14 protein-coding genes and 1 other annotated feature are annotated in these 20,869 nt (G+C 44.4%); of the genes, 8 read left to right on the top strand and 6 right to left on the bottom strand.

The genetic code is table 11. The features are described 5' to 3' along the window. Positions 1-71 precede the first annotated feature (71 nt). Together L8S15_RS09545 and gltB are read right to left on the bottom strand one after the other, a co-directional pair. Complete coding sequence (locus L8S15_RS09545; RefSeq protein WP_010434774.1) at positions 72-1,541, bottom strand: glutamate synthase subunit beta; 1,470 nt, start codon at positions 1,539-1,541, stop codon at positions 72-74. Continuing rightward, the gene (gltB, locus tag L8S15_RS09550) at positions 1,541-6,088 is read right to left on the bottom strand and encodes a glutamate synthase large subunit (protein ID WP_016800622.1); all 4,548 of its coding nucleotides are present in this window, start codon (positions 6,086-6,088) and stop codon (positions 1,541-1,543) included. The genes L8S15_RS09545 and gltB overlap by 1 nt, the downstream gene beginning before the upstream one ends. A gap of 528 nt (positions 6,089-6,616) precedes the next feature. On the opposite strand from gltB, the gene L8S15_RS09555 reads away from it, so the two are divergent. From L8S15_RS09555 to L8S15_RS09570, 4 genes are all read left to right on the top strand, one after another. After that, on the top strand, positions 6,617-7,573 hold the full coding sequence (locus L8S15_RS09555) for a TIGR01212 family radical SAM protein (protein ID WP_010434776.1): 957 nt from the start codon (positions 6,617-6,619) through the stop codon (positions 7,571-7,573). Positions 7,574-7,661: 88 nt separating this feature from the next. Continuing rightward, positions 7,662-9,413, top strand: a complete 1,752-nt coding sequence (locus L8S15_RS09560; protein WP_016786557.1) for a diguanylate cyclase — start codon at positions 7,662-7,664, stop codon at positions 9,411-9,413. A gap of 189 nt (positions 9,414-9,602) precedes the next feature. Further along, on the top strand, positions 9,603-12,008 hold the full coding sequence (arcB, locus tag L8S15_RS09565) for an aerobic respiration two-component sensor histidine kinase ArcB (RefSeq protein WP_065612349.1): 2,406 nt from the start codon (positions 9,603-9,605) through the stop codon (positions 12,006-12,008). 7 nt (positions 12,009-12,015) lie between these two features. Then, positions 12,016-12,459, top strand: coding sequence for a hypothetical protein (locus tag L8S15_RS09570; protein WP_016767742.1), 444 nt, complete (start codon positions 12,016-12,018; stop codon positions 12,457-12,459). 152 nt (positions 12,460-12,611) lie between these two features. On the opposite strand, the gene arcA is transcribed toward L8S15_RS09570, so the two are convergent. Continuing rightward, complete coding sequence (arcA, locus tag L8S15_RS09575; RefSeq protein WP_004741534.1) at positions 12,612-13,328, bottom strand: two-component system response regulator ArcA; 717 nt, start codon at positions 13,326-13,328, stop codon at positions 12,612-12,614. Positions 13,329-13,700: 372 nt separating this feature from the next. Further along, positions 13,701-13,859, bottom strand: a complete 159-nt coding sequence (locus L8S15_RS09580) for a hypothetical protein (protein WP_016767741.1) — start codon at positions 13,857-13,859, stop codon at positions 13,701-13,703. A 47-nt stretch (positions 13,860-13,906) separates the two neighbouring features. Between L8S15_RS09580 and L8S15_RS09585 the strand changes: the two genes are divergently transcribed. Beyond that, on the top strand, positions 13,907-14,392 hold the full coding sequence (locus L8S15_RS09585; RefSeq protein ID WP_010434787.1) for a putative 4-hydroxy-4-methyl-2-oxoglutarate aldolase: 486 nt from the start codon (positions 13,907-13,909) through the stop codon (positions 14,390-14,392). Positions 14,393-14,523: 131 nt separating this feature from the next. Here the strand turns inward: L8S15_RS09585 and L8S15_RS09590 are convergent, their stop codons facing one another. Then, positions 14,524-15,000 carry a hypothetical protein gene (locus tag L8S15_RS09590; protein ID WP_010434788.1) on the bottom strand — a complete coding sequence of 159 codons (477 nt, stop codon included), beginning with the start codon at positions 14,998-15,000 and terminating at the stop codon, positions 14,524-14,526. A 317-nt stretch (positions 15,001-15,317) separates the two neighbouring features. Continuing rightward, positions 15,318-15,436, top strand: a sequence feature (Thr leader region). A 29-nt stretch (positions 15,437-15,465) separates the two neighbouring features. Between L8S15_RS09590 and thrA the strand changes: the two genes are divergently transcribed. The 3 genes from thrA to thrC are packed head-to-tail and all read left to right on the top strand — an operon-like array spanning position 15,466 to position 20,179. Then, the gene (gene thrA, locus L8S15_RS09595) at positions 15,466-17,925 is read left to right on the top strand and encodes a bifunctional aspartate kinase/homoserine dehydrogenase I (RefSeq protein WP_010434791.1); all 2,460 of its coding nucleotides are present in this window, start codon (positions 15,466-15,468) and stop codon (positions 17,923-17,925) included. Between the two features lie 17 nt (positions 17,926-17,942). Further along, complete coding sequence (gene thrB / locus L8S15_RS09600) at positions 17,943-18,899, top strand: homoserine kinase (RefSeq protein WP_032544909.1); 957 nt, start codon at positions 17,943-17,945, stop codon at positions 18,897-18,899. Continuing rightward, positions 18,896-20,179, top strand: coding sequence for a threonine synthase (gene thrC, locus L8S15_RS09605; RefSeq protein ID WP_010434795.1), 1,284 nt, complete (start codon positions 18,896-18,898; stop codon positions 20,177-20,179). Before thrB ends, thrC begins: the two co-directional genes overlap by 4 nt. 79 nt (positions 20,180-20,258) lie before the next feature. Here the strand turns inward: thrC and grcA are convergent, their stop codons facing one another. Further along, on the bottom strand, positions 20,259-20,636 hold the full coding sequence (grcA, locus tag L8S15_RS09610; protein WP_009848415.1) for an autonomous glycyl radical cofactor GrcA: 378 nt from the start codon (positions 20,634-20,636) through the stop codon (positions 20,259-20,261). Between the last annotated feature and the right edge of the window lie 233 nt (positions 20,637-20,869).

Consider the following 20,869-nt stretch of genomic DNA (forward strand, 5'->3'; position numbering starts at 1 on the left):
CCAAATACAAAAGTTAGGAAGGGTGTTGCTTTTTCCCTAAGCTAACGTCAGCGACGTTAGCCCGAGAAATATTATGCGGAAAGCATGAGTGAATCAGCTTTCGCTTCTAAGTTTGAGTTACCCATTAAGAAGTCATCAATCGCAATTGCACATTCACGGCCTTCGTTAATACAACGTACGACTAGCGACTGGCCAGTACGCATATCACCAGCAGCGAAAACGCCTTTCTGGTTCGTCGCGTAACCTTCAGAGGCCACGTTACCGCGCTCATCCAGTTTAATGTCTAGCTGAGCCAGTACACCTGTTGGTTCTGGGTGTAAGAAGCCCATTGCTAGGAACGCCATATCACAAGGAATAACACGTTCAGAGTTAGCCACTTCATCAAAGCCTGGACGCTCGCCTGGTTTCGCGTCTTGCCAAACAATGTCTGCAATACGTAGACCCGTCACTTGACCTTTATCGTTGCCGATGAATTCTTTGGTCAGGATGTTCCAATGACGCTCACAACCTTCTTCGTGAGAAGTGGTGGTTTTCATGATCATTGGGTATTGAGGCCAAGGCATGTTCGCAGGACGTTTCTCAGGTGGGATCGGCATGATCTCAACTTGAGTAATGCTTGCTGCCTTATGGCGGTTTGAAGTACCCACACAGTCAGAACCTGTATCACCACCACCGATAACCACAATGTGCTTATCTTTAGCATGGATTTCTTCGGTCTTGAGATCTAAATCGTTGGCACGGCGGTTATTTTGACCAAGGAATTCCATAGCAAAATGCACACCTTCCAACTCACGACCTGGGATTGGCAAGTCGCGTGGAACCGTAGAACCACCCGTTAGTAATACCACATCGAACTCTTGACGTAGTTGTTGAGCATTAACATCAACACCAATGTGCTGGTTAACTTTAAACTCAACGCCCGCTTCAGCCATTAGGTTGATCTTACGATCGATGACGTCCATACCCAGTTTGAAATCTGGAATACCGAAGCGAAGTAGACCACCTACTTTTTCGTCACGTTCAAATACCGTTACTGAGTGACCAGCACTGTTTAGCTGTTCAGCAGCGGCTAGGCCAGCAGGACCTGAACCGATCACGGCTACCGTTTTACCTGTGCGAGAACGTGGCGTTTTCGGTTTTGCGTATCCTTCACGGTACGCAGTTTCAACAATTGTTTTCTCGATATTACAGATAGTGATTGGATCTTGGTTGATACCAAGAACACAGGCACTTTCACAAGGAGCAGGACAAACACGACCTGTAAACTCAGGGAAATTGTTGGTAGAGCTTAGAATGTTCCAAGCCTCTTCCCAGCTGTCACGGTAAACCGCGTCATTGAATTCTGGGATGATGTTACCAATCGGACAGCCGTTGTGACAGAAAGGTACGCCACAGTCCATACAACGAGATGCTTGAGTATTGATCTTTTCACCAAACTCTTCGTTAAGTACGAACTCTTTGTTGTCTTCGATACGAACCGATGGGTCGAGCTTCTTTGGAAGCTCACGACCGTGTTCTAAAAATCCAGTAGGCTTACCCATTATACTGCCTCCACTTCTTCCGTTTGTGCCTGTTGTGCTTCAGCTTTACGCTTCTCAAGAACTGCTTTGTAGTCACGAGGCATTACTTTAACTAGTGATGCAACGCTTGTTTCAAAGTTGTCTAGGAAAGACTGAGCAACTTCACTTCCTGTGAATTCAACATGCTTCGTTAGCATATCGAGTAGAAGATCTTTATCTTCTTGTTCAATTGGGTCTAGGTCTACAAGTTCTGCGTTGAGCTTGGTTTCGAAGTCACCTGCTTTATCCCAAACATAAGCGACACCGCCACTCATACCTGCAGCAAAGTTACGACCCGTTGAGCCAAGGATAATTGCTGCGCCACCTGTCATGTACTCACAACCGTGATCACCAACACCTTCAACTACAACCTTCGCACCTGAGTTACGAACACAGAAACGTTCGCCAGCCATACCGCGAATGAAAGATTCACCAGAAGTGGCACCGTAGAAACATACGTTACCCACTACGATGTTGTCTTCTGCAACGATAGAAGATTTCGCATCTGGGTACAGTACCAATGTACCGCCAGACAGACCTTTACCCCAGTAATCGTTCGCGTCGCCTTCGACTTCGAACTTAACGCCTTTCGCAAGGAATGCACCGAAAGATTGGCCCGCACTACCGTGGAACTTAACGTTCATTGGTTGTGGTAAACCTTGGTCTTTGTAAACCTTCGAGATTTCGTTCGACAGCATGGTACCTGCAGAGCGATCCGTGTTGATGATAGGGAAGGTCGCATTCACGGCTTCGCCTTTCTCAAGTGCTGGAATTGCAGCTTGAATCAACTTACGGTCTAGAACGTCTTCTAGGTTGTGATTTTGTGTTGTCTGGTTGTAGATACCGTCTTCTGCACGAGCCTGCTCAATGTGCAGTACTGGTGTTAGATCTAGGTTCTTGTACTTCCAGTGACCGATGTCGTCACGAACTTTAAGTTTGTGCGATTGACCAACCATTTCGTCGATAGAACGGAAGCCAAGCTCGGCCATTACTTCACGTAAACCTTCAGCCATGTATTGGAAGAAAGTCACTACGTCTTCTACGCGGCCGTCGAAACGCTCACGCAGAGTTTTGTTCTGTGTTGCAATACCAACAGGACATGTATTTTTGTGACACTTACGCATCATGATACAGCCTTCAACAACCAATGCTGCTGTTGCTACGCCCCATTCTTCAGCGCCTAGTAACGTTGCGACTGCAAGGTCTCGTGGTGTTTTCATCTGACCATCAGACTGAACAACGATACGGTTACGCAGGCCGTTTTTCAGTAGTGTTTGGTGCGTTTCTGCTAGACCAAGTTCCCAAGGCAGACCTGTGTGACGGATAGAAGACATCGGAGATGCACCTGTACCGCCATCAAAACCTGCGATAAGTACCACGTCAGCTTTTGCTTTCGCTACGCCTGATGCAATCGTACCTACGCCTGCTTCCGATACTAGCTTCACGTTTACACGGCCATTACGGTTAGCATTTTTCAGATCGTAGATTAGTTGAGCCAAATCCTCGATTGAGTAGATATCGTGGTGTGGCGGTGGCGAGATAAGACCTACGCCCGGAGTCGAGTGACGTGTTGCGCCGATCCAGTCATCAACCTTATCACCAGGTAGTTGACCACCTTCGCCAGGTTTCGCACCTTGAGCCATCTTGATTTGCAGCTCATCAGCGTTAGATAGGTAGTAAGACGTTACACCAAAGCGACCAGAAGCCACCTGTTTGATTGCTGAACGTTCCCAGTCGCCATTTTCTTTACGCTCGAAACGTGCTGGGTCTTCACCACCTTCACCTGAGTTTGATTTCGCGCCAATGCGGTTCATCGCAACAGCGAGTGTTGAGTGAGCCTCATGCGAGATTGAACCAAAGCTCATTGCGCCTGTTGCGAAACGCTTAAGGATGTTCTCGATTGGTTCTACTTCCGCTAGAGGAATAGAGCCTGCAGGGTTCTTGATGAAATCTAGTTGGCTACGTAGCGTTGCTGCGTTGTCGCCTTGGTCATCGACTGCTTTTGCGTACTTCTTGAATTGACCGTAATCTTTGTTACGCGTCGACTCTTGAAGTAGAGAAATCGTTTCAGGGTTGAACAAGTGTTTCTCACCACGTTGTTTCCACTGGTAAACACCACCAACGTCAAGAATTTGAGCTGGGATTTCACGAGCAGGGTAACCAACACGGTGACGAACCAGTACTTCTCGTGCGATATCGTCGATCGTTAGACCTTGGATACGAGAAACAGTACCAGTAAAGTATTTTTCAACCACCGATTTGCTAACACCAAGGGCTTCAAAAATTTGAGCACCATGGTAAGACTGTAACGTAGAGATCCCCATCTTAGAGAAGATCTTCAGTAGACCGCCGTTGACACCTTTACGGTAGTTATCGAAGAACTCACGTGGGTGTACGTTTGGATCTAGCTTCTTAGTACGTTGCAATTCAACAATCGTTTCAATAACTAGGTATGGGTTAACTGCGTTCGCACCGTAACCGATAAGTGTTGCAAAATGGTGAGTTTCACGAGCATCACCCGTTTCAACAACGATGTCACACTTAGCGCGTAGACCTTTACGGATTAGGTGGTGGTGAACCGCGCCAACTGCCAGCATTGCTGGAATAGCGGCGTGGTTAGAGTTAACGGCACGGTCAGTCAGTAGAATGATAGAGTAACCATCAATCACTGCGTCTTCTGCGTACTGACAGATACGCTTAAGTGCGCGCTCTAACTTGCCTTGATCTCCGTTTGCTTGGAATACGATATCTAGCGTCTTCGATTGAAGGTGCTCGTTATCGATTGCACGAAGTTTCTCTAACTCTGAGTTAGAAAGAACAGGAGACTCAAGTTCCACTTTTTGACAGTGTTCAGGTGTTTCAGCAAGTAGGTTCTGATCTTTACCTAGGTAAGTGTTCAGAGACATAACCATACGCTCACGAATCGGGTCGATCGGCGGGTTAGTTACTTGTGCAAACAACTGCTTAAAGTAGTTTGAAAGGTGCTGCGATTGATGAGACAGAATCGCTAGCGGCCAGTCAGCACCCATTGCAGAAAGTGGCTCGTAGCCTGTTTTTGCAAGAGGGAGAATGATTTCGTTTACTTCTTCAGAGCTCACACCAAACGATTGCTGTTTGTGAAGCAGTTTCTCTGGAGAAGGTTGGTTAAATTCGTTGCTCGCATCCGGTAGCTTTTTCAAGCTCAGAAGATTCTCTTCAACCCATTTTTCGTAGGGTTGCGATTTAGCGATACCGTCTTTCACTTCTTCATCAGAAATGATGCGGCCTTGCTCAAGGTCAGCAACGAAGATACGACCAGGCTGTAGACGACCACGGTATTCAACGTTTTCTGGTGCGATTTCTACTACGCCAGATTCAGACGCCATTACTAGGAAGTCGTCTTTGGTCACCGTGTAGCGAGAAGGACGCAGACCATTCCGGTCAAGTGTTGCACCAACTTGAACACCATCGGTGAAACATACTGATGCAGGGCCATCCCATGGTTCCATTACGTTCGCGTGGTACTGGTAGAACGCACGACGAGTTGGATCCATGTTTTTGTTTTCTTGCCAGGCTTCAGGGATCATCATCATCAATGCGTGTGGCAGAGTACGACCTGAAAGAACAAGAAGCTCAAGCGCCATATCGAAGTTTGATGAATCCGAGCTACCTTCCTGACAGATAGGAAGCAGCATGTCGATTTCAGCTTGTGTGAACAGATCCGATTCAAGGATCGCTTCACGCGCTTTCATCCAGTTTAGGTTACCGCGAACCGTGTTAATTTCGCCATTGTGTGCGATATAACGGAAAGGTTGAGCTAGACGCCAACGTGGGAATGTATTGGTAGAGAAACGAGAGTGTACCAGTGCTAGAGCTGTCACCATGGTTGGGTTTTGCAGATCTAGGAAGTACTGAGGAACTTGTTCTGTTGTTAGCTGACCTTTGTACACCAATGTCTTGTAAGACATAGAGTTGATGTAGAAGTCATCACCGATATTTGACACGCTTTCTAGGCAAACACGAACGGTGTAGTTACGTAGAACATACAGTTTGCGCTCCAGTTCTTCTGGAGTGATACCAGGGCCGCCAGAGATAAATACGTGTTCAAATTGAGGTTCAGTGCTTAGTGGGTCAGCACCAATCATTGAATTGTCAGTTGGAAGTTCACGGTAACCGATAACTTCTAACTCTAGGCGCTGTGCATTGCGTTCTAGAATGTCACGACACTGTGCACGTTTGTGTTCATCTTTAGGGAAAAGTACAACACCAACACCATATTTTTCAAAAGATGGCAGTTTAATTCCAAGCTTTACGGCTTCTTCTAGTAAGAATTCGTGCGGCTTCTGTAGCAGGATACCTGCACCATCACCAGAACACGGATCGCAGCCTTGGCCGCCACGGTGTTCCATACGTGCAAGCATATCGAGTGCTTGAGTTACTACATCATGAGATTTGCGATTCTTTAGATGCGCAACAAAACCGATACCACAAGCGTCATGCTCCAATTCAGGAGTATACAGACCCTGTGAGTTCTGCTCTTGATCTACCATAGATACATCCTTCCAGTTAAATCTAGGCGCAACTTATTTGTATAAAGTTAGCCTTGTCCTTTTATATTTATGGGTCTAAACCTGCCTATGCTGGCGGTTTGAATCCTTTCCGTATCTCGCAGGAAAAGTATTGCGAGAAAAACAATCCTTAGTGATATCCGTTTATTTTTAACCACAAACTAGTGGTTTATATAGGTGGGATATGGGTATCACCGACTTATCAGCAAGTTTTGGTTGTAAGTAAATACTCAAAAATAGCCAATATGTGTAAGTATCCTACAATTTTGTCTAGGCGAATTGCAATGAAAGTTGCCCCATGTAGACCATTTTTTTCGTTTTATTTTGAATTTAATGCACAACAAATGTGCAACATTAGGCAAATAGAGCTGATTTTTTGCATGTTTATTGATATTTGATAGGTTGCTCGCAAAAAGCTTTACGTAAACTATTTGGTCGAATTTTGCAGGGATGTAATTTTTTTTCAAAAAAGACTGATATTCATTCTTATTTACTGAGAACTTTGAAAATATGCAATTACATGAGTTGGTTAATACTATCGGCCAAGATCTTCAGCGTCGTTATGGTGAGAAGGTTCATAAGCTGACACTTCATGGTGGTTTTAGCTGCCCAAATAGAGATGGGACCATCGGTCGCGGTGGATGTACTTTTTGTAACGTTGCTTCGTTTGCGGATGAACAAACTCAAATTCAAAGTATTGCTGATCAGCTAAAAGATCGCGCCGGTGAGATCGCTCGTGCGAAGAAGTATCTTGCTTATTTTCAGGCATACACCAGCACTTATGCTGAAGTCCAAGTGCTCAAAAATATGTATGAAGAAGCGCTTAAAGCACCAGGTGCCGATATCGTAGGTCTTTGTGTTGGCACTAGGCCAGACTGCGTGCCTGATTCGGTATTGGAACTGCTAGCGGGTTACGTGGAACAAGGCTATGAGATTTGGCTAGAGCTAGGATTACAAACAGCCAATGATAAAACCCTTAAACGAATTAACCGTGGTCATGATTTTGCGGTGTATGAAACGATCACTCAGCGCGCACGGGCTTTAGGTATCAAAGTTTGTACGCACCTTATCGTCGGCCTGCCAAAAGAAACCAAAGTCGATAATCTGGAAACGTTGGATAAGGTATTAGCTGTTGGTACTGATGGTATCAAGCTTCACGGCCTTCATATTGTTGAGGGCAGTACCATGGCCAAAGCGTGGAAAGCTGGCAAACTCGAAGCGCCGACCCTGGAAGAGTATATTGATATCGCCAGTGAAATTATCCAGCGTACGCCTGCAAATGTGGTTTATCATCGTGTATCTTCAGCCGCTCGTCGTCCGACACTTCTTTCGCCATTGTGGTGTGAAAACCGCTGGTTAGCGATGACTGAAATTGGTCGTGAACTCGATAAAACAGGTGCGCAGGGCATCAAAACAGGTACGGCTTTCAAGTATACGCTCCCTGTATTAAATAGCGCCAATTTATAGAAATGCGTGGGAGTAGGTAACAGCAGATTAAACCAGCAAATAGTGGTAACATTTCCCTCACAGAATTTATGGTATAGATTGAGAGTAAATGGAACTGGTAATGACTTGGTTGTGGGACAAGGCGTATGGCTACGGTATATATATCGTGATCGTATTGCTAATTGCTCTCATCTGCTGGCATCTTTATTCGCGTTATCAGTCGCACATTGAAAAGCTTCTACTCTCTACTCCCTCACCACTTTACTTTGTCGATGTACGAAGTGGTGAAATCTTGTATGCCAATCTTCAAGCTATGCAATTATTGGGTATCCGCCAAATCGGTGTTAATTTTCGTTTTCCTACCGTGGAAAGTGAAAACAGTTTCCGTCACTACTTAACCAATCACATTAACTCTCGATCATTTGAGCAAATTTCGTTTTGGGCACTTTCCGAATTTGAGTCTTTTAAGGTCAATTTAGTCGGCCGTAAAATCCACTTTAGAAGCAAGAAAGCCTGGATGATCCATGCCTCGCCTTATAAAAATACCAATGAAGAACTGTCCCAAGAAGTTCGTGAGCTCAATGTCGCGCGCACGGCTTTAGATTCTTTGTCTGAGCTGATCTACGTGAAAGATCAGAAAGGTGAGTTAGTGACGAGTAATCGCTCGTTTAAAAAGTTTTGGCATGGTCGTGCTGAAGAGGGCACCCTGAGTGTTTCTGGTGGAGCATTAAAAGGTCGTGTAAGTGAACGCTCTTGGACCACAGACCAAGATGGAAAAAGCTGCTTGCTTGAAACCTACCAAAGTGTCTTGCTTTCACAAGATGGCTCAACCATAGGTACGCTCTCGATTAGCCATGATGTAACCGATTGGCACGACATGCAGCAAAAGTTGCGCGGAGAGATGGAAAAACGAAAAGACACCGAAGTCGCGCTTGCACAGCGTGATACCATTCTACAAAACATCCTGGAGGCCAGCCCGGACTCCATTGGTATCTTTAATGAAAACATGGTTTATCAAGCGTGTAATAAACCATTTGTGGCTGCGCTGGGAATCTCTGAAGTGAGTGACTTGATCGGTAAGCGTTTACAAGATGTGGTGCCACATAGCATCTATACGCGAATTTCAGAAACCGATCATCAAGTGCTTCATCAAAGTAAATCGCTGCGTTATATCGACAAAGTGGTCTCAAGTGATGGAGCATTTACTTGGTATGATGTAGTCAAATCACCATTTAGAGATCCAGCATCGAGCACTAATGGTGTGTTGATCATGGCGCGTGATATTACCGAGCGCTATCTAGCAGAACAAAAGCTTGAAGAGGCGAACCTTGAACTTGAACGCCTCAGCTTTATGGATAGCTTGACTAAAGTTTCCAACCGACGCCGCTTTGATGAACAGCTTTCGACACTATGGCATTACCATGTGCGTGAGAGGCTACCATTGACGATCATGCTGTGTGATATCGACTTTTTTAAAGGCTATAACGATTTTTATGGTCACCAGCAAGGTGATGATGCTCTGATTCAAGTTTCGCAGGCATTCAAGCAAGTACTCAGTCGCTCGTCTGATTGCGTGGCTCGTTATGGCGGGGAAGAGTTCGGCTTTATTTTGCCAAATACGACTACGGATGGTGCGCTTCTTGTTGCAAGTCGTATTCATGATGAAGTACTTAAGTTAGGTCTGATACACGAAAAATCAGCGGTCTCTGAATTTATCACGGTGAGTATTGGCATTATTTCTTATATTCCATCACCTGATGACGAAATGGAGTCCGCAGTTGCGATGGCTGACAGTGCACTCTACCAAGCTAAATCTGACGGTCGAAATCGTTCAATGGTACATCCTTCTTCAATTAGCTAGTTCTATAAATTTATGGTTGGGTTAACCTGTCTTTTTGGTGTTGCTTAGCACTATCTTGATTGGTTACCACTATATTGATTGTTTGACCATGATATTGCTGTGGATCTCTTGCTGCGTGTGATGCAGCTAGCTTACCTCCTATCTTCAAACAGGGTAGAATGTTGCTAGTCTTATCGCATGGAGCGCTAAATGAAACCCATGAAAAATCTCGCTCAGTATTACGTAGATCTACTCGTAAAACTGGGGATTGTCCGCTTTTCTATCTTACTCGCCTTAGCGCTTGTTGCCCTCGCTGTTGTTGTGCAAGTCGGTATTACCCTCGCACTCAAAGGCAATGTTGATGACATCGACATTGTACGTTCGGTTTTCTTCGGTTTAGTCATCACGCCTTGGGCGGTCTATTTCTTGTCAGTAGTTGTTGACCAACTGGAAGAGTCCCGACAAAGATTGGCGAAGCTAGTATCTAAACTTGGCGATATGCGTGAGCGAGACCAAGAGCTCAACAATAAACTGCAGCTCAATATCGAGAAGCTTAACCAAGAAATTGAAGAACGTGAGAAAGCGGAAGAAGCGCGTGCTGAAGCTATGCATGATCTCGAAAATGAAGTCTTTCAACGTGAACGAACTCAGCTTGAACTCGCAGAGCGTACCGCACTACTGCGTTCGTTTATCGACGCTTCTCCTGACCTTATTTACTACCGAAACGAAGATGGTGTGTTCTCTGGTTGTAACCGCGCAGTAGAAGAACTTACCGGCAAAACAGAAAAAGATCTGGTTGGCTTAACGCCTTGGGATGTTTACAGCAAAGAAATCGCTCAGCAGGTTGTTGAAACTGATAAGAAAGTCTTTTCTGATAACCAAGCCCTGACCTACGACCAATGGTTGGAATACCCTGATGGTCGTAAGAGCTACTTCGAACTGCGTAAGGTACCTTTCTACAGTAAAGATGGCCGCCACTTAGGCTTAGTCGGCTTTGGTCGTGATATTACCGAGCGTAAAGAGCATCAAGAATCGTTAGAGAAAGCCAGTCGTGATAAGACTACCTTTATCTCAACCATCAGCCATGAATTAAGAACCCCACTTAACGGGATCATCGGCTTGAGCCGCATGCTACTGGACAGTCAACTGACACCCGAGCAGCGTAAACACATGCAAACCATTAAGGTTAGCGCCGTAACGCTGGGTAATATCTTTAACGATATTATCGATATGGATAAGTTTGATCGCCGCAAGCTAGAGTTATTCCCAACCCCGATTAACTTTGAAGATTTCGTTGTCGAGATTGAGAGTATTTCTGCATTGATGGCAGAGCAAAAAGGGTTGAGGTTTGATCTAGAAAGGTTGTCCGATCTTCCTGCATCTGTCGAAGTTGATGGTACGCGCTTGAGACAGGTGCTGTGGAACCTTGTCAGTAACGCGATGAAGTTCACCAAAGATGGTGGTGTAGTAATGACGGTCAGCGCCGATATCGATGGTGATTTTGCTGACATCACGATGGAAGTTGAGGATACTGGTATTGGTATTCCAGAGAGTGAAATCGAGAAGATCTTTGCAATGTACTATCAAGTGAAGTCAGGAACCGACAACCTGCACGCTGTTGGTACTGGTATTGGTCTTGCTGTATCTAAGCAATTGATCAACATGATGGATGGCGACATTGATGTCACCAGTGAAGAAGGCTTTGGTAGCACATTTACCGTTTCGATTCGCGTGCCGGTGAATCACGATACTCAGGCACTGATTAAAACACCAAGAAAGCAGTCGAACCTTAAAATCTTTATGGTGGAAGATATTGAACTCAATATCACGGTTGCTCGCTCTCTACTTGAAAGCCTTGGCCATGAAGTGACGGTGGTGATGACTGGTAAAGAAGCGCAAATTGTCTTCAACCCTAAAGACTATGATTTGGTGCTTCTGGATATTCAGTTACCAGATATGACAGGTTTCGACATCGCTCAGTACTACCGAGAGAAATATAGCCAGTTACCTCCTTTAGTTGCTTTGACGGCGAACGTTTTAAGCAACAAGCAAGAATATTTTCAGAAAGGTATGGACGAGGCGATCAGCAAGCCGCTGTCGGTTCGCGCTATTCAAGATGTCATCAGCGAGCTTATTGAGGATGCCCCAGAGGTTAATGAGAAAGCCAAGGGTATTGATACAGTAAAGGATGTTGAGAAAGCTACTGGTGTTGAGAAAGCAACCGGTGTTGAAAAAGTAGTAGCGAGGAAGCCGGTTCTTTCTTCGGTTGATACGGCCCTGCTTGATATTGATATGCTAGAGTCTTATGTTGACATTGTTGGACCGAAACCGGTTTTGGATAGTATCGTGATGTTTGAAAATATGATGCCGGAGTATATGGAAATCTTGAACTCTAACATGGTCGCAAAAGATCAAGACAGCATCGTTTCTGAAGCTCATAAGATTAAAGGTGCGGCCGGTTCGATTGGTTTGAAGCGCATACAACAAGTCGCTCAGAAAGCTCAATCTCCAGATATGCCAGCGTGGTGGGAAAATATCTCAGATTGGGTCGATGAAATTAATAACGAATACCAGAATGATATTGAAGTATTAAAGAGTTGGTTAAATCAAAGGTAGAAGAATAATGAAAAAATTAGCATTCGCCGCATGCGTAGTGGCATTAGCCGGCTGCTCTGCCCCACAAGTAGAATGGCAGCAAGGTAACCAAGTTGAAGTCTCTGCGTCGACAGTCACAATGAAAAGTAACCTGTGGCACAACAAAATGCCAACGATTGGAGAGGCTCAAGATAAGACACTACACGGTTCCATCTACCTAGAGTCAGACTCACAATTGCCAGCAACGCTTGCAGTTGAGAGCGTCACGGTTAAGCAGGGTGCAGATACCTTGTTGGTAACGGCTGACGATCTTGATTTAAGAACTCACAGTGAAACTCAATGGGAAGTCGCTTTTGTATGGCAGCTAGAGATCGACAGTGACAAGCCGGTAGATGTAGCGGTTGAGCTGAAAGATGGCGAAACAGTTAAGTGGCTGGTGGAGAAAGACGTTAAAGTTGATACGGTTTACTAAAAACTCATTCAATTAAGAACAATAAAAAAGGGAGAATGCGTTGGCATTCTCCCTTTTTAATAATTATTGATTACGCTTCGACTGTTAGGAGTACTAGCTAGTTAGAAGTGCTCACCAACTACAGGAACTCAGCGTTCAGAAGCTTTATCGAATTAGTCTTCTAGGTCACCACAAAAGCGGTAGCCTTCACCGTGAATCGTTGCGATGATTTCTGGCGTACCAGAAACAGATTCAAAGTGTTTACGAATACGACGGATTGTTACGTCTACAGTACGATCGTGTGGCTTAAGTTCACGGCCAGTCATCTTCTTAAGAAGGTCTGCACGTGTTTGGATTTTACCTGGGTTCTCACAGAAGTGAAGTAGAGCACGGAACTCTGAACGAGGTAGTTTGTAGCCTTCGCCATCTGGGCTAACCAGAGAACGACTGTTGATATCGAGTACCCAACCGTTGAACTCGTACTTTTCAACGCTACGCTTTTCTTCTTGAACTGAGCTAGTGCTCATTGAACGGTTCAGAAGGTTACGTGCACGGATAGTCAATTCACGTGGGTTGAAAGGCTTAGTGATGTAGTCATCAGCGCCAATCTCAAGGCCAAGGATCTTATCAACTTCGTTATCACGACCCGTTAAGAACATAAGCGCTACATTTGCTTGCTCACGCAGTTCACGCGCAAGTAGTAGGCCATTCTTACCCGGAAGGTTGATGTCCATAATTACAAGGTTAACTTGGTTGTCAGATAGCACTTGGTGCATCTCTTCACCGTCGCTAGCCTCAAAAACAGCATATCCCTCTGCTTCAAAAATACTCTTTAGAGTGTTACGAGTTACTTGCTCATCTTCAACGATCAGAATCTGCGGGGTTTGCATTTGGCGGTACCTAAATTTGTGACGAAACTGTGCTAATAGAATAAATTCTAGGCAAAAACATAACATACAGGTAATGTAATTTTGATGATAACTTAAAGTTTTCAAAAAAACACTTACTTCCAGCTATCTGCCTTCCTTGAAGTATTGCCCAATAACGTAGATCCAGTACGCCTTTTAATCATTCTTTTAGTGATTGCAGAGGATTCTATAATGTTAACAGCATGCTAACAATGCGAGAATGTTAATTCCATTCACTTTGTTGATTTACATCAATTGCCGTATCGCAACAAACTTTAATAGTATGGCTACAACTTAACCAATGCTATGGTGATTATTTAGCAGCAAAACAAGAATGATTATTCGAGATGGCTCTCACATCTCACCTGCTAAAGGCAAGAATATGAACCAAGGAAGCTGAAAGCTGTCCTTAGAGTCTAGTAGATAAATATGCTCAATCAACTTTTTATTATTATTAGATTGAACATAGAACAATGAAAACAAAGGATTAATTTTAATAACATATAAAAGCATAGAGGTTCGCCTGACTTAACAGGTAACGCCTTACTCACGGAGGATATATGCACGATATAACACCCGACTTGTGTGATGAGTTTGAAAGCAAAGTCACATTACTTAACCTACCATTACAGAACTTCGGTCAACGTGGTGCGTTCTTTGGAAAAATTGTAACAGTTCGTTGTTATCACGATAATTCCAAGGTTCGCGAGGTTTTAGAGACTGATGGCATTGGTAAAGTGCTTGTTGTCGATGGAAATGGCTCGTGCCAGAAAGCGCTTCTTGGCGATCAGCTCGCCATTCTAGCAATAGAAAATGGATGGGAAGGCGTGATTGTGAACGGTGCCGTGCGCGATGTCGGCATGATGTCGCAAATGGACCTTGGGGTGCAGGCGCTTGGTGCATCTCCATTCAAAACAGAGAAACGCGGTGTTGGTCAGGTTAATGTCACTCTTTCTGTCCACAATCAGTTGATTCAACCTGGTGATTACATTTATGCGGATTGGAATGGTGTATTAATTTCATCTGAATTGTTAATTGAATCTTAACAGGTTTAAGTACAATAGGCTGGAATTATTGGATTGAGGAACGGTTTGTTGCGTGCACAGGTTGACGCTAAGATCTTGAGCTACTGAAAAATCAAAACGCATGCGAACTCATGAAGGACAACTGAATTCGATTAAAATCGAAATCCTAACCCCACTTCAACACCTTGCTGCCACTCTTCGTAATCAAGGGTGGCATGCAAATCCAAATTATCGGTAAGTTGTACTCGGCTTGAAACTTCTGCAGCTAATGACTTTTCGTTGTCTTCTTCTTCGTCTTTATAGGTGTGCAGAGAACTGTTAAAAGAGATCCTTTCTGAGAACTGATAACTGACACCACTTAAAAATCCGCTTTCATACTTAAGTGAATCGCTGTTGATTCGTGTACCTACATAAAGGTCAACATCAGCAAACAGACTGTATGAGTAACCACTGTCGATTTTCCAAGTGTCGAAGCTTTCACTTGAGGCATTTTGCGTTGAGATGAAGAATTTATGAGACGAACGATCGATTTGACTGGGAAGTAATGGTAAACCACTCAGTAGAGGCAAACTATTCGCTGAACAAATGACAGGCATAGCAAAGGCTAAAAGAATAAATAATCTCTTCACTTCCCACTCCTGATGTCATTATTATTGTTTTACGAACGTTATCGTTCAATTAAAGCACAGAAGTTGTGCGTTCGCTGTACAATCGATATAGCATTTTGTTATGACTATATATGCAACTTATGACTTCGCTTCATCTAGCAATCTAATTCCGCTTTTAAGTTGGGAGCTGTTTTAGGACGTTTTGTCGCTGAAATGGCTGTTTGCTCTGAAAAATGACGTGAATGTAAAAAAAACGCAACTTTTCATTGACGTCTAGTGGTAAAAATTGATACACGTAGAGTAAAGCACAAGCAGAGAATTTGATATGCAGCACCTAAGCCACCTAGTAATGACCACCACCATTATTATTACCGACATTCACATTGTTGGGGCAGGCTGCTAAGTAACGGATTTTAAAAAAAAGGCCTGTATCCCACAAGATACAGGCCTTTTTTTGTACCATTTTTATGACTTATGGAGAAAGGGATGCGCGTTTTAAAATTTGGAGGTTCATCATTAGCTGATGCAGATCGTTTTTTACGAGCGGCTGATATCATCGCTAATAATGCCCAGCAAGAAGAGCTAGCCGTTGTACTATCGGCTCCAGGAAAAACAACCAATAAGCTAGTTGCTGTTATTGAAGCGGCACTAAAAAATGGTGAAGCAGAAGCACAAATAGCAGAAATCGAATCATCATTTGCGAATCTGTTTACAGAGATTCAGGCTGTATTACCGGGTGTTGATGGTTCTGCATTTCAAGAGCAAGTGGATACGTCTCTTGCTCAACTAAAACAGTTTGTAAATGGCATTAACCTCTTAGGTATGTGCCCGAATCATGTTAATGCTCGTATCATCAGTAAAGGTGAGCGAATTTCCATCCAGTTAATGAAAGCGGTACTTGAAGCGAAAGGCCAACCAGCAAGCCTGATTGACCCAGTTCAGTACTTATACGCTAAAGGTGATCACCTTGAAGCGATGGTTGATGTGGATGTTTCTACTCAGAACTTCCGTCAATCACCCCTTCCACAAGGTCACGTAAACATCATGCCGGGCTTCACGGCCGGTAATGAAAAAGGTGAGTTAGTAACGCTTGGTCGTAACGGCTCTGATTACTCAGCAGCGGTTCTAGCGGCGTGTCTACGCGCGGATTGTTGTGAGATCTGGACAGATGTAGACGGTGTTTACAACTGTGACCCACGTTTGGTGCATGACGCTCGTCTTCTTAAATCGCTTAGCTACCAAGAAGCGATGGAGCTTTCTTATTTTGGTGCTTCGGTTCTACATCCGAAAACTATTGCTCCTATCGCGCAATTTCATATCCCTTGCCTAATCAAAAACAGCTTTAACCCACAGGGTGCAGGTACTTTGATTGGTCAAGACACTGGCGAAGATAACCTAGCGATCAAAGGCATCACAACTCTTAGTGACCTAACGATGGTTAACGTATCTGGCCCTGGTATGAAAGGCATGGTAGGCATGGCGAGCCGTGTGTTTGGCGCGATGTCTTCTGCGGGTGTATCTATTGTCCTTATTACTCAATCTTCTTCTGAGTACAGTATCAGCTTCTGTATTGAATCGGCTGATAAAGTAAGAGCAAAGCAAGTGCTATCAGAGGCGTTTGAACTTGAATTAAAAGATGGCTTGTTAGAGCCAGTCGAGTTCATGGACGACGTAGCGATTGTTACACTGGTGGGTGACGGTATGCGCACATCACGTGGTGTTGCTTCTCAGTTCTTCTCTTCTTTAGCTGAAGTAAATGTCAACATTGTTGCTATCGCTCAAGGCTCATCAGAACGCGCGATCTCTGCGGTTATCCCTGAAGATAAAATCTCAGAAGCGATAAAAGCGTGTCACGAGAATCTATTTAACTCGAAGCACTTCCTTGACGTATTCGTTGTCGGTGTTGGTGGTGTTGGCGGTGAACTTGTTGACCAGATCCAACGTCAACAAGGCAAACTGGCTGAGAAAGGTATTGTGATTCGCGTGTGTGGTTTAGCAAACAGCAAAGGTTTGTTGTTAGACAGCGATGGTCTGCCGTTAGAGCAATGGCGTGATCGTATGTCGAGCGCGACAGAAGAGTTCAGCCTAGCGCGTTTAGCGGCTCTAGTTCAACGTAACCACATCATCAACCCTGTGTTGGTTGATTGTACGTCTAGCGAAGGTATTGCTGCTCAATACGCGGACTTCCTAGCGGCTGGTTTCCATGTTGTAACACCAAACAAAAAAGCCAACACAGCAAGCATGGCTTACTACCATCAGCTTCGTGAAGTTGCACGTAACTCTCGTCGTAAGTTGATGTACGAGACAACAGTAGGCGCAGGTCTACCGGTAATCGAAAACCTACAGAACTTAATCTCTGCAGGTGATGAGCTTGAAAAATTCAACGGTATTCTTTCTGGTTCTCTGTCTTACATCTTCGGTAAGCTTGATGAAGGTATGACACTTAGCCAAGCAACAAACATTGCTAAAGATAACGGCTTTACTGAACCTGATCCTCGTGATGACCTATCTGGTATGGATGTCGCACGTAAGCTGCTTATTCTTGCTCGTGAAGCTGGTATGGCGCTTGAGCTTGAAGACGTTGAAGTTGACCAAGCATTGCCACCGGGTTTTGATGATTCAGGTACGGTGGAAGAGTTTATGGCTCGTTTGCCAGAAGCGGATGCTTATTTCAAAGAGCAGTCAGCTATCGCCGCAGAAGAAGGCAAAGTACTTCGCTATGTCGGTGAAATCACCGATGGTAAGTGTAAAGTTCGTATCGCAGCTGTTGATGGCGACGACCCAATGTTCAAGATTAAAGATGGCGAGAATGCGCTGGCATTCTACAGTCGTTACTACCAACCAATCCCTCTTGTACTTCGTGGTTACGGTGCGGGTACTGAAGTAACAGCAGCAGGCGTATTCTCTGATGTGATGCGTACTCTTGGTTGGAAATTAGGAGTTTAGGAATGAGTTCAAGTGATATGGATGTTGTCGTTTATGCTCCTGCATCAATCGGTAATGTCAGTGTAGGGTTTGATGTGCTGGGGGCCGCTGTGTCTCCAGTGGATGGCACATTACTTGGTGATCGAGTAATGGTTAAAGCTGGTGATCAAGCGTTTTCACTAAAAACAGCGGGTAGCTTTGTTTCTAAACTGCCAACTGAAACCAAAGAAAATATCGTTTATGACTGTTGGGTGGTGTTCTCTAGAGAGTTAGATAAGAAAGGCGTTTCGGTTAAGCCTTTGGAGATGACACTAGAGAAGAACATGCCTATCGGTTCTGGTTTAGGTTCAAGTGCATGTTCAATTGTAGCGGCGCTTGATGCTCTGAACCGTTTTCACGGACAACCACTGGATGAAACCGAACTCCTTGCCCTAATGGGTGAAATGGAAGGTAAGATTTCAGGCGGTATACATTACGATAATGTTGCGCCATGCTACCTTGGTGGTGTCCAGCTTATGCTTGAAGAGTTAGGCATCATTAGCCAAGAAGTACCGTGTTTTGATGATTGGTTCTGGGTAATGGCTTATCCGGGCATTAAGGTTTCAACCGCTGAGGCGAGAGAAATCCTACCATCTCAATACCGTCGTCAAGATGTGATTGCACATGGTCGCCATTTAGCTGGTTTCATCCACGCTTGCCACTCAGGCCAACCTGAACTGGCAGCTAAGATGATCAAAGACGTGATTGCTGAACCATATCGTGAGAAACTGCTTCCAGGGTTTGCTGATGCGCGTAAGTACGCAACTTCAGCCGGTGCACTGGCTACTGGTATTTCCGGTAGTGGCCCAACTCTGTTTAGCATTTGCAAAGAACAAGATGTCGCCGAGCGTGTTGCACGTTGGTTAGAACAAAATTACGTACAAAATGAAGAAGGATTCGTCCACGTTTGTCGTTTAGACAAACAAGGTTCGATCGTTACAGGAAGTGAGTTATGAAGCTGTACAACATCAAAGAAAACGATGAGCAAGTCTCTTTTGGCCAAGCCGTTCGTCAAGGTTTAGGTCGTAATCAAGGTCTATTTTTCCCATCAGAGCTGCCGAAGTTTGATGATATCGATGCGCTGCTAGCAGAGGACTTTGTCCCTCGTAGCTCAAAGATCCTATCGGCTTTAATCGGTGATGAATTACCAAAGGAACAAATTGATCAATTAGTGGATGCGGCATTCCAATTCCCAGCACCGATCAATCAAGTAAAAGACGGCGTCTACGCGCTTGAATTGTTCCACGGTCCAACACTGGCATTTAAAGATTTCGGTGGCCGTTTCATGGCTCAATCTTTAGCAGCGGTATCTGATGGTGGTCAAATCACAATCTTAACCGCGACATCTGGTGATACTGGCGCTGCGGTTGCGCATGCTTTCTACGGTATGAAAGACATCAATGTTGTGATCCTTTATCCGAAAGGCAAGATCAGCCCACTACAAGAAAAGCTGTTCTGTACGCTAGGTAAAAACATCCACACTGTGGCAATCGATGGTGATTTTGATGCGTGTCAGGCGTTGGTTAAAGACGCATTTGATGACGCTGAATTGCGTAAAGAGATTGGCTTAAACTCAGCAAACTCAATCAACATCAGTCGTTTAATGGCTCAAATCTGTTACTACTTTGAGGCTGCATCTCAGCTCACCAAAGAACAGCGTGAGAACCTCGTTATTTCAGTCCCAAGTGGTAACTTCGGTAATCTAACGGCTGGCCTATTGGCTAAAGCTCTTGGTTTGCCAGTGAAGCGCTTCATTGCAGCGACCAATGAAAATGATACGGTTCCTCGCTACCTTGAAACGGGGAAATGGGATCCAAAACCAACGGTTGCGACAACATCAAACGCGATGGACGTTAGCCAACCAAACAACTGGCCTCGTATCGAAGAGCTTTGCCAACTGAAAGGTTGGGGTTTAGATACACTAGGGAAAGGTAAGGTCTCTGACGAGCAGAGCGCTGAGTCAGTGCGCGACTTAAAAGCACAAGGTTACCTTTGTGAACCACATGGTGCGATTGCTTACCGCCTACTGGAAGAGCAACTGCAAGAAAACGAAACTGGCTTGTTCCTGTGTACTGCGCACCCTGCGAAGTTCAAAGAAGTGGTTGATGATATTTTAGGTACAGATATTGAGTTACCTGGTCCACTGGCTAAGCACGCGGCGATGGAATTGTTGTCTGAAGATCTAGACAATGATTTTGAAGCTCTGAAAACGGTACTACGCCGAGTTCAACCGTAACGTACATATGTATTGTTGAACAAATAAAAACGGCGCTCAATGAGCGCCGTTTTTGTATTCTAATTCAAGCTCTAAAAAATTATAGAGACTCAGTGAACGTACGTGCGATAACGTCACGTTGCTGTTCAGTAGTTAGAGAGTTGAAACGTACAGCGTAACCCGATACACGGATAGTTAGTTGTGGGTAGTTCTCTGGGTGAGCAACTGCATCTTCTAACGTTTCACGCTTAAGAACGTTAACGTTTAGGTGTTGGCCACCTTCGATGCGTGGCGCTGCTTCGATTGCAACTTCACGGCTTTCGTACTCGCCTAGGTCTGCAGCTGAGATAACTTGGTCAGCTTCGAAACCTGAAGTAGCAACAACACAACGAGCTTCATTCTTCTCGCTATCTAGTAGCCAGATTGAGTTTAGTAGGTCATCGTTCGCTGCTTTAGTAATTTGAATACCTTGGATCATAACTATCTCCTAGTCCACTGAATGTGGTTTGATTATGGTGTTAACTTTCGATTTTTATTGAGCTGGGTAATATATACCTAATATTAGTAAGGTTAACATTGATTTAAGTCAAAAAACAACCAAAAACCATATTTTTACAAAGGTAATTATATTGAGGTAAATCAATAAAACCTTTGAAAACAAAGTAATTACAAAATATTTTAAAGTATAAAAAATATTTAACAGTTATATGT

The sequence above is a fragment of the Vibrio sp. S/42/10 genome, assembly GCF_029890535.1.
Classification (GTDB): domain Bacteria; phylum Pseudomonadota; class Gammaproteobacteria; order Enterobacterales; family Vibrionaceae; genus Vibrio; species Vibrio cyclitrophicus.

Coding starts and splice junctions, on each gene's coding strand:
- L8S15_RS09555 (WP_010434776.1), top strand. CDS start 6,617: ATGCAATTACATGAGTTGGTTAATACTATCGGCCAAGATCTTCAGCGT.
- thrB (WP_032544909.1), top strand. CDS start 17,943: ATGGATGTTGTCGTTTATGCTCCTGCATCAATCGGTAATGTCAGTGTA.
- L8S15_RS09580 (WP_016767741.1), bottom strand. CDS start 13,859: ATGCTTTTATATGTTATTAAAATTAATCCTTTGTTTTCATTGTTCTAT.
- L8S15_RS09545 (WP_010434774.1), bottom strand. CDS start 1,541: ATGGGTAAGCCTACTGGATTTTTAGAACACGGTCGTGAGCTTCCAAAG.
- gltB (WP_016800622.1), bottom strand. CDS start 6,088: ATGGTAGATCAAGAGCAGAACTCACAGGGTCTGTATACTCCTGAATTG.
- grcA (WP_009848415.1), bottom strand. CDS start 20,636: ATGATCCAAGGTATTCAAATTACTAAAGCAGCGAACGATGACCTACTA.
- L8S15_RS09560 (WP_016786557.1), top strand. CDS start 7,662: ATGGAACTGGTAATGACTTGGTTGTGGGACAAGGCGTATGGCTACGGT.
- thrC (WP_010434795.1), top strand. CDS start 18,896: ATGAAGCTGTACAACATCAAAGAAAACGATGAGCAAGTCTCTTTTGGC.
- L8S15_RS09585 (WP_010434787.1), top strand. CDS start 13,907: ATGCACGATATAACACCCGACTTGTGTGATGAGTTTGAAAGCAAAGTC.
- arcA (WP_004741534.1), bottom strand. CDS start 13,328: ATGCAAACCCCGCAGATTCTGATCGTTGAAGATGAGCAAGTAACTCGT.
- thrA (WP_010434791.1), top strand. CDS start 15,466: ATGCGCGTTTTAAAATTTGGAGGTTCATCATTAGCTGATGCAGATCGT.
- L8S15_RS09570 (WP_016767742.1), top strand. CDS start 12,016: ATGAAAAAATTAGCATTCGCCGCATGCGTAGTGGCATTAGCCGGCTGC.
- arcB (WP_065612349.1), top strand. CDS start 9,603: ATGAAACCCATGAAAAATCTCGCTCAGTATTACGTAGATCTACTCGTA.